The 10,184-nt window shown below is 32.5% G+C and carries 8 protein-coding genes; 5 read left to right on the plus strand and 3 right to left on the minus strand.

Annotated elements, in window-relative coordinates; translation table 11 throughout:
- Positions 1–3: 3 nt before the first annotated feature.
- Positions 4–189: a hypothetical protein gene (locus BN349_RS01530; protein ID WP_019240506.1), complete on the minus strand. Its 186-nt coding sequence runs from the start codon at positions 187–189 to the stop codon at positions 4–6.
- 561 nt (positions 190–750) lie between these two features.
- Here BN349_RS01530 and spxA point away from each other — a divergent pair.
- The 5 genes from spxA (at position 751) to pepF (ending at position 7,771) form a co-directional block, all read left to right on the plus strand.
- The gene (spxA, locus tag BN349_RS01535) at positions 751–1,146 is read left to right on the plus strand and encodes a transcriptional regulator SpxA (protein ID WP_019240507.1); all 396 of its coding nucleotides are present in this window, start codon (positions 751–753) and stop codon (positions 1,144–1,146) included.
- Between the two features lie 504 nt (positions 1,147–1,650).
- Positions 1,651–2,325 (plus strand): adaptor protein MecA, encoded by a 675-nt coding sequence (gene mecA, locus BN349_RS01540; RefSeq protein ID WP_019240508.1) that lies wholly within the window; start codon positions 1,651–1,653, stop codon positions 2,323–2,325.
- A 434-nt stretch (positions 2,326–2,759) separates the two neighbouring features.
- Entirely contained in the window at positions 2,760–4,271 is a 1,512-nt protein-coding gene (cls, locus tag BN349_RS01545; protein WP_019240509.1) for a cardiolipin synthase, read from the plus strand.
- Between the two features lie 376 nt (positions 4,272–4,647).
- Complete coding sequence (locus BN349_RS01550; RefSeq protein WP_019240510.1) at positions 4,648–5,847, plus strand: competence protein CoiA family protein; 1,200 nt, start codon at positions 4,648–4,650, stop codon at positions 5,845–5,847.
- Positions 5,848–5,956: 109 nt separating this feature from the next.
- The gene (pepF, locus tag BN349_RS01555) at positions 5,957–7,771 is read left to right on the plus strand and encodes an oligoendopeptidase F (protein WP_019240511.1); all 1,815 of its coding nucleotides are present in this window, start codon (positions 5,957–5,959) and stop codon (positions 7,769–7,771) included.
- 951 nt (positions 7,772–8,722) lie between these two features.
- Here the strand turns inward: pepF and BN349_RS01560 are convergent.
- Positions 8,723–9,613 (minus strand): DsbA family protein, encoded by an 891-nt coding sequence (locus BN349_RS01560; RefSeq protein WP_019240512.1) that lies wholly within the window; start codon positions 9,611–9,613, stop codon positions 8,723–8,725.
- 95 nt (positions 9,614–9,708) lie between these two features.
- The gene (locus tag BN349_RS01565; RefSeq protein WP_019240513.1) at positions 9,709–10,089 is read right to left on the minus strand and encodes a globin domain-containing protein; all 381 of its coding nucleotides are present in this window, start codon (positions 10,087–10,089) and stop codon (positions 9,709–9,711) included.
- Between the last annotated feature and the right edge of the window lie 95 nt (positions 10,090–10,184).

Genomic DNA, 10,184 nt, shown 5'->3' on the forward strand with positions numbered 1-10,184 from the left:
TTTTTAATTTGTGTCTTTCCTAACGGCTTTCCAACCGCTCTGGATTTTTAGTGAGGCATCACTATAGACATTTTTGTTTTTTCCGCCGAAAAGTTTTTCTCCGATTGTATTACTAATCACACCGTTTAATGCAGTTAGAAGAATGATCAAAAAAGCAACAATTAAGAAGTCCGTCACATAACCGACCATACATAATCCTCCTTTTTGGTTAAATATGTATATATCCATTGTAAAATATTAGAAAATATATGAAAAGTTAAATTTATTGAAATATTTTTTCATAAAGGTCTTTAATAGTTGGAGGTAAAGAGATATAGTAGTATAGGGCGTGATTTTATATGAAATTAAAACACTTCTTAATTTTATAATTTGTGGTTTCGTCTTTTTCGATATTGGGTAAAGAATAACAAGAAGATGAAACAATGTAACCATCTATAGTTATATTGAAATATGGATAAACGGTGACAAATGAGAAAATTAATACTATGTTTTCAATAAGGTGTAATATATGTATTTTATGAAAAAGAACACCAGAAATGTAAAAATATCTGAAAAAACCTTATAAAATAAAGAGAAGTTAATCTTTTTTTATTTTATAAAAAGATGTTCATTTTCAAAAAATATGATGTATAATAAACTATAGATATTACTTATTTAAAGTAATTTTAATTTAGGGTTTTAATTTTATTAGCGGAAAAAAGTTTTCCCAATCATAGATTAAGGGTTCTATACAAAGGGGAGTGATTATCTATGGTAACCTTATATACATCACCAAGTTGCACATCTTGTCGTAAAGCTAAAGCTTGGCTTGAAGAACATAACATACCATACGTTGAAAGAAATATTTTCTCTGAATCTCTGTCAATTGATGAGATTAAAGAAATTTTACGAATGACTGAAGATGGAACAGATGAGATTATTTCTACAAGATCCAAAACATTTCAAAAGTTAAACGTTAACTTGGAAACATTACCTTTACAAAGACTGTATCGTCTTATTAAAGAAAATCCTGGTTTACTTCGTAGACCAATTATTCTTGATGAAAAACGATTACAAGTTGGATATAATGAGGATGAAATTCGTCGATTCTTACCAAGAAAAGTACGTACGTATCATCTTCGCGAAGCTCAACGTATGGTCAACTAATATACTTATACTCTTGACAGTCTTCGTCAAGAGTATTTTTTTGTTTTTAGGGTTAATGGTTTCTGTGGAAAAAGATCGTCATGAACTTATGGAGCATTTAATAGTGAGAAAATGACAATAAGGTGAAACGGAGTCATCTTTTGTATTTCTAATGGTAGCTAGTATACAATATGTTCAAGTACATCTTTGGTGAAGGAGTAAACATCGTATCATTCAATGTTTAAACATATCTGATATAATAATAATAGATAGCGTGTATCACTGCTCTTGATTATTAGAATGTTATTATGTAGAATGAGGGGAAATCGTTGTAGGCAAATGATTGTTTTTGTATTTATACTGCATTTTGTTTTCCTTCTTTTCGCTTTTATCATAAAATAAAGTAAAACGAAATATTACGTTTTTAACTGATAAAATAAGGGAACTAAAAATGTAAGAAAGTTCTCACTATACTAGGGATAATTCCCTTCAGTACAATTCTCAGGTAGAAGGGAGAGGAGATCAATGGAAATTGAACGTATTAACGAACATACAGTAAAGTTTTATATTTCATATTTAGACATAGAGGAACGAGGCTTTGATCGTGATGAGATATGGTATAACCGTGATCGAAGTGAAGAATTGTTTTGGGAAATGATGGACGAAATTCATCATGAGGAAGAGTTTGCTATCGAGGGTCCACTTTGGATTCAAGTCCAAGCTTTAGATAAAGGTTTAGAAATCATGGTTACAAAAGCTCAGTTTACCAAAGATGGTCAAAAGCTAGAACTTCCAATATCTGATGAGAAATTAAAAGATTTACCCGTTGATGAAAGAATCGAATCTCTTCTCGATGAGCACTTTCAAGTTAAACAGGATGATGAGACGGATACTACTGTTGAATATGATCTAGATGTTCTTGAATGTGCGATTATGTTCCAGGATTTTGAAGATGTGATTTCTTTAAGCAAACAAAATGGATTGGAAGGCTTTAAGACGTCGTTATACTCTTTTGAAAATAAATACTATTTATACGCAGAGTTCGAGGAAGATATTGCAGAAGATAAGATTGATAATATATTAAGTGTTCTATTTGAATACGGGCATGAATCAGCAGTAACGCTTTATCGATTACAGGAATATGGAAAAGAAATCATTAAAGAAGATGTCTTTTCTACAATTAGAAAATATTTTGTATAGGTAAGGGCCGGTTTCTATTTTTGAAATCGGCTTTTTAAAAGTGAATAAACCATATTTGATTGAAGTTGCCATTTTTCTTTCTGCTATCATCGTTTTTAGATGTTCCTTTTCAGAGTCCTCCCCAGGCTTTCAGAGGCCAATCTTAAACTTCGATAAATCTCCTTAATAAAAATGAAATAGATCTGTTAATTTTATGTAAAAAAGGGAATAAGCATAGTGAAAGTTGAAGTTAGTAGGTTCATGAGTTAACCGTGGGAACTGATCATTTTCGCTAATTTTAACAGTATATTTTACAGAGTTATTTCAAAGAACTAATGGGTGTTTGAACATGGTTAGTTGAATACCTATGCAGAAAGTGGGACATTGTTATTTGATATTGCGCTCCTAAACTTATATTGTACAAGTTGTTCGTAAACGTAGGGTGAGGGGATATAATGAAAAATACGATTAGAGTTATCATTTTTTTAAGTTTAATATTGGGTGTATGGTTATTTTGGGGAGATGTAGTAGAAGCAAATATTTTTAGCTTTTTGAGTATTTTAATTACGGTTTCTGCAGGGGTTTTAGCGCTTGTTGTTTTCCTTGAAAATCGACATCCTACACAAACGTTAACATGGCTTATTGTTTTTGCTGCGTTTCCTTTGTTTGGATTTATTTTTTATTTCTTGTTCGGAAGAAACTTCAGAAAAGAAAAAATGTATAGGAAAAAATATTTTTTGGACAAGCAGGCCTATTTAAAAATTGAAGGTGAGCGTTCAATAAGTGAAGAAAGATTTACGACAATGGCTGAACATCAACGTAAACTTATTACGTTAGCACAGCGAATTGGCAATAGCCCTATTTCTTTTGCAACCAAAACAAAGATTCTAACAAATGGTGATGAAACCTTTTCAGCAATCATTGAAGAGTTAAAAAAAGCAACCCATCACATTCATATTGAATATTACATTGTTCGTGATGATAAGATAAGTAATGAAATAAAAGATATTTTACTAGATAAAGCGAGACAAGGAATTAAAGTACGGTTTTTATATGATGCAGTAGGTTCTTGGAAGCTATCAAAATCATACATTAATCAATTAATCAATGGTGGAGTAGAGGTTGCTCGCTTCGGACCAGTTCGAATACCAGTGCTTAATAATAAAGCGAATTTCCGAAATCATAGAAAAATTGTGGTAGTGGATGGTCATGTTGGCTTTGTGGGTGGACTTAATATCGGTGATGAGTATTTAGGGAGAGATAAAAGCTTTGGCTTTTGGAGAGACACGCATCTAATGGCTAAGGGTGAGGCTGTTCGTTCTTTACAGCTTATATTTTTGCAAGATTGGTATTATAGTACAAATCGTAGTTTTTTAACTGACAAATATTTAACGCCGCTAACACCACATTTAAATAATCATGGCGGGGTTCAAATGATTGCAGGTGGACCTGATAATGAGTACAGTGTTATAAAAAATATATTCTTCAGCATGATTTCCTCGGCAAAAGAAACGGTATGGATTGCCTCACCTTATTTCATACCAGATGAAGATATTTTTCAAGCTATCAAGGTGGCTGCTTTAAGTGGAATAGATGTACGGTTGTTAGTTCCTAAAAAGCCTGATAAATGGATCGTATGGCATGCTTCTCGTTCCTATTTTAAAGATTTATTAGAAGCTGGTGTTAAAATATATCAATATAAAAAAGGATTTATGCATAGCAAAATTGTTATTGTAGATCGCGAGCTTGCTTCAATTGGTACGGCAAATATGGATATGAGAAGCTTTCATTTGAATTTTGAAGTAAATGCTTTCCTTTATCGGACAAGTAGCACACAAAAGCTTGTAGATGATTTTAATGAAGATTTAAAAGAATCTCAGCAACTATATTTGGAATCATTTAATAAGAGACATATAGGAATTCGTTTAATGGAGTCAACATGTCGTCTACTATCACCGTTACTTTAATGAAGCTTTAGCATTTATATTTCTAGAATAAAAGAATGATCCCTTTTAGTATTCGAAACTAAGAGTGGATGATTCTTTTTTTTATGGCTGCTCTTTACTTGTTGCTTATGAATAAAGGAGAGTATAAGTTGAATTGAATACTACACTAGAATGGTGCTTTTGTGGAGTAAGGATAATCTCATTGAATACAGCAGCTGAGGCATCCCACTGCCCGCCTGCTCCCACAGAAGTTTCACACCTTCCATTCTAATTGACCAGTTACTGTCGGTTCTATTCACCAACCTTAGAATCGTTTAGAAAGCGGTTTTTGTGGAAGGGTTTTTCTGTTGTTGTGTTGAATGTATTGATTAAAGTGCTCAGAAAGGAGTGTGGAAATTTGCTCATTGTTAAAAATAAAGAGGGCATACTATATTCATTGTTATCTACTAACAACGAGAAAATATTGAAAAATCGAGAGAAACAATTTTATTGTCCTTGTTGTGGTAGTAGAGTCTTTTTAAAAGCGGGAAAGATAAAGGTGGCACATTTTGCTCATAAAGCTAATGAGTCTTGTTCTTACGCTACAGAGGGCGAAACTGAAGAACATCTATTAGGAAAACAGCTGTTATATACGTGGCTAAGAAAACAAAATCTCAATGTACAAATGGAAAAATTCTTTCCATCGTTTAAACAAAGAGCAGATCTTTACGTTGAGAATGATGGAAAGAAGTTCGCTATAGAATATCAATGTTCAATCATCTCTCCAGAAGATATAAAAAAGAGGACAGTCTTCTATAGAAAAAATGGCGTTACACCAATATGGATACTATCTTCTCGACATTTAAAGATTAAACGACCAACGGAATATATACTTTCAGCGTTTCAATGGTACACATCGGCAGGAACTATAAAATGTCCTATTATCCGATTTTTTTCTCCATATACTCAACAATTTACGATCTTACAGCAACTCACCCCATTCTCTTCACGTTCTACTTTTTCCAACCCACAAACATATCCAGTAAATCAATTAACTTTTCAACATTTATTATCCTGTATACCTCGACATTTCTCCGCTATCCAAAAATGGATGAATAAAAAACAATTGTGGCGTCAGAGTGCTACTTTATACGTTGATGTGAATCATCCTTTTTTTAAATCTATCTATTTAGAAAAAATATTTCCTTCCACATTTCCAAATGAAATTGGTATTCCTGTACCATATATGCATCTCTATGAGACGAATGCAATTCATTGGCAATTCTGGATATATAAAAATGTGATAAGTAAGAAAGCTATTGGGGACACTATTTATTTACATGAATGCCAGAGATCTCTTATACAAAGTATAAAAGAAAAATTCATATGTCTTAGAATTCTTCCTTACTTTTCATCAATCAATCCGCTTTTACCGATGAAATATTATATTCAAATGCTCGTCCGATTAGAGTTCTTGGAAGAAATGGCTCCGGATGTGTATGTGTTAAAAAGGAAGGTAGAGCTATATAATCCAGCATTTCCAGAACGTGAAAAAATGTTCAATTTGAAAGTGGCTAATATATATGAGGAACTCATGAAAAATGCGAATGATTCATAAAGTATAAGTGCTTAAATAATAAAAGAAGCAGGTTTTTTTAGGATATAACAGAATTAATAGTATAATCTAAATTATAGTTAATACTTAATTTTGAAATGGAGGATTTATTATGTCAGAAGCTAAATCTACAAATGCTTTACCAAGTCGTGATGCTATACAGGTTGAAGATACCTGGAGATTAGAAGATATATTTGCATCAGATGCAGATTGGGATAAAGAATTTACAGAAGTCAAAGAAGAATTAGCGAAAGCGAGTCAATATCAAGGAACTTTAGGAGAAAGTGCCGAGAAATTGTTTCAAGGTTTGCAATTTCAAGATCATGTATTTGAGCGTCTAGGAAAATTATATACATATTCTCATATGCGTTATGATCAGGATACAACGAATTCAAAATATCAAGGATTTGATGATCGAGCAAAATCTTTATATTCTCAAGCAGCAAGTGCATTTGCCTTTGTTGTACCAGAAATTTTGGCTATTAATGAAGAAAAATTAACTTCTTTTATTAAAGAAAATAATGATTTGAAATTATATGAACATAGTTTAGAAGAAATTAATCTACAAAGACCACATGTGTTATCTGCAAATGAGGAAGCCTTACTTGCTAAGGCATCAGAAGTATTTGATGCTTCAAGTAATACATTTGGTATGCTAAATAACGCTGATCTAGAATTTCCAACAATTAAAGACGAAAATGATGAGGATATTGAGGTCACACATGGTCGTTACGTAAGATTTTTAGAAAGTGAAAATAGACGTGTCCGTAAGGAGGCTTTTAAAGCTGTCTATGATACGTACGGCAAATATTTAAATACTTTCTCTAGTACGCTCTCAGGAAATGTTAAAAAACAAAATTTCAGTGCGGATATTCGCCACTATGATTCGGCTAGACAAGCGGCATTAAGTGCAAATAATATTCCTGAGTCAGTGTATGAGAATTTAGTAAACACGGTAAATGACCATTTACCATTATTACATCGTTATGTAGAGTTAAGAAAGAAAGTATTAGGTTTGGATGAACTTCACATGTATGACCTTTATACGCCTTTAGTAAAAGATACAAAAATGAAAATTACGTATGAAGAGGCAAAGGAAATACTAATCAAGGCTCTAGCACCACTGGGAGAAGATTATATTAAGGTATTAAAAGAAGGTTTTGAAAATAGATGGGTAGATGTTCATGAAAATAAAGGCAAAAGAAGTGGCGCTTATTCATCAGGAGCATATGGAACAAACCCATATATTCTAATGAACTGGCAAGATGATGTTAATAATTTATATACGCTAATTCATGAATTTGGGCACTCCATGCATAGCTACTATACTCGAAATAATCAACCATATCCATATGGAGATTATACAATTTTTGTTGCCGAAGTCGCATCAACATGTAACGAGAATTTGCTTACTGAGTATTTGTTGAAAACTTTAACAGATGAAAAACAACGTTTATATGTATTAAATCATTATTTAGAAGGATTCCGAGGTACCGTTTTCCGTCAAACGATGTTTGCTGAATTTGAACAAATTATTCATCAAAAAGCGCAAAATGGAGAGCCACTAACTGCTGAAGTTCTTACAGATGAATATTATCAACTAAATAAGAAATATTTTGGTGATAATATTGTGATTGATGAAGAAATTGGTCGTGAGTGGGCAAGAATTCCTCATTTTTATTACAACTTCTATGTGTATCAGTATGCGACAGGATTTAGTGCGGCAACAGCTTTAAGTAAAGGAATTTTAGAAGAAGGGCAACCGGCTGTTGAACGTTATTTAAACTTCTTAAAAGCAGGAAGTTCTGATTACCCAATAGAAGTACTGAAAAAAGCAGGAGTCGATATGACACAAGCTCGACCAATCGAAGAAGCTCTTAAAGTTTTTGAAGAAAAATTAAATGAAATGGAAAACCTTTTAAAATAATGTTCAATAAAACTCCTCTATCTAATATGATAGGGAGTTTTATTTTTGTAGAAAACAAAGAAGAGCATTATTTTGAAGGAATTCTTTAGAATAAAAAAGAAGCATTTAAATAGAATCAATATGGTTTATACTGAATTTTTGTTGTGGATAAAACATATAATTTGAAGATAATAAAGAAGATCGAGTGATGGGTCATAAAAGAGCTTTAGAAGATATACATGAAAAAGGAACACAAGTAACTGTATTGTTGTCACAAATTATTGCAATATGTTTTTTTACGCCATCCACAAATTGTTATATTAATATAATAATTTGTTGATTAAAATCCTTTAAAACGGTTGCGTTGATTTAAGGTAAGTATAAACAGTAATATAGAGGTAAACAGAAACGGAATGGATATAAAATAAGAGAAAAGATTCATTATAGCGAGTATTTGTAAGAAAACTGACACAACAATACCTATACTAAATACGCCAAGGATCACTTTCTTCATAACTAAACTCCTTTTAATTTTGTCCTATATTACATCATATTAAAGAGTGAAAAAATTATACTAAGAATTTGACGATATTGTGAATATGATAACAAAGACTTGAAAAGCTATATGATTATCTGTTATATTAAGAGCGTGAAGTTGATCACAAGCAAACATATACCCCTTTGTTTGACCGTGAAAAATTTCTCCCATCCCCTTTGTTCGTATGAATAGAAGAAGCCCTGCTTATCCCGGCAGGGCTTTTTCGTTGTTTTGGAAAGAATTCCTCCTCGGCACATGTGGCTGTGAGGTCTCACCTGTCCCGCTGCTCCCGCAGGAGTCTAGCACCTTACGCTCCCATTCAACTTTTATACTAGTTTTATTCACGACTTTGTTTAAAATCAATAATCTTTTAGATAATAGCCCAATAAAAAGAGGTTGCTCGAAAGTAATTATTTACTTTCGGGACAACCTCTTTATTTTATCTTTTTGTATTTCCAAAATGTACCGTGCTTTGTGGGGATTCTTTGAACGAGTTGCTGAAGCATTAGCTTTTTCATTTCGAGTTCTACTTCTTTCTCATCCAGGTTATATACAATAGCAATTTCTTTTGTGGCTACTATTTGATAAAAGCGGACAAAATATTCAATTTTCGGTAAAGGTGCTGGCATAGGCAATGAGGGAAGCATTTCAGATAGAATCGAAATATAAACATCATATGAATAAATTCCTGCAACTTTAATTCCTTCATCTTCTATATTTTCATTAAAGAAAACAAATGAAGGCATTTCTTGTACATTCATTTCTGCTGTTATTTTCAAGTCACATTGAAAAGCCTTTGCAGCTGTTTTGGATGAAATATCATTGATAAATTCATCTACATCAATTTTGGCTTCTTTGGCACAGTCAACTAGGACATTCATGTCAGAAATATTTTTCTTATCTAGGAAAAGGTATTCTTGAAGTTTACGTAAGAATTTAATCCCACTTTTTTTACCTTGAAGCTCAGCTGCTTTGATGGCGATGGAGGCGTTATAAGGCTTGGTTATTTGATTTTCTCCAATTAATTTGCTACTACATTGTATTTCTGTTCGACTTGCTGTTCTCTTGGAAATCTCTTTAATATTTTTATAATGGCGTTTAGCTTGAAAATTTAAAGCAGTGAGTTTTCCACTAAGAACAAGTTTAAAGTTCAAAATATTTCCATATTCCATTTGCAATTTTTTTATGATTGGTTCGATTGACCAGCATTCAGGGCATAATGGATCAATGAAAATATATATTTCAATACGTTTTTTACCAATAGAGGAACAGTGATACTTGTGTAGCCATTCAGTAAAATTGAAAACGGGTTTTTGAGAACTCAACTGCTTTCTCCTTTCCTGACTGTTTGTAGTGATAAAGGAAAAAATCATATCCTTTATGATTTAGTAAGTTTTTTCTCTATGTCAGTCAAGTAATTCTATTCGTTAGATGGTGTGTTAACCATATGGTGAGCTGTCATAGTTAGACGTTGAAAAAAGAATTCACGTACTTCATTTTCTAATTTTACTTCGTCCATAGCCTCACTCATGCATTGTAGCCAGGCATTTGCTCTTTCTTCTGTTACTTCAAAAGGAAGATGACGTGCTCTGAGCATAGGATGACCGTGTTCTTCTGTATAAACAGGAGGTCCACCTAAAAATTGAGTTAAAAATTGTTTTTGCTTTCTTGCTGTTTCTGTTAAATCCTCTGGAAAAATCGGCTTTAACAATGGATGCTTATGTACTCTCTCGTAAAAGGCGTCAACTAGGTCATGCAAGCGTTTTTGACCAATTACTTCGTATGGTATTTTTGAACTCATTCTTTGTTTCTCCTTTTACAACTTATGTAAAGATATTGTAGCAACCGTCGAAGAATATCTCAAACATATAGCTTGAAACGGGTAAAATTAACAAA

This window comes from Bacillus sp. AP8, assembly GCF_000321185.1.
GTDB classification, from domain to species: Bacteria; Bacillota; Bacilli; order Bacillales; family DSM-1321; genus Bacillus_AD; species Bacillus_AD massilioanorexius.

Excerpts from the sequence above, each read along its gene's own strand:
- BN349_RS01530 (WP_019240506.1), bottom strand. The coding sequence starts at position 189 with ATGGTCGGTTATGTGACGGACTTCTTAATTGTTGCTTTTTTGATCATT.
- spxA (WP_019240507.1), top strand. The coding sequence starts at position 751 with ATGGTAACCTTATATACATCACCAAGTTGCACATCTTGTCGTAAAGCT.
- mecA (WP_019240508.1), top strand. The coding sequence starts at position 1,651 with ATGGAAATTGAACGTATTAACGAACATACAGTAAAGTTTTATATTTCA.
- cls (WP_019240509.1), top strand. The coding sequence starts at position 2,760 with ATGAAAAATACGATTAGAGTTATCATTTTTTTAAGTTTAATATTGGGT.
- pepF (WP_019240511.1), top strand. The coding sequence starts at position 5,957 with ATGTCAGAAGCTAAATCTACAAATGCTTTACCAAGTCGTGATGCTATA.
- BN349_RS01565 (WP_019240513.1), bottom strand. The coding sequence starts at position 10,089 with ATGAGTTCAAAAATACCATACGAAGTAATTGGTCAAAAACGCTTGCAT.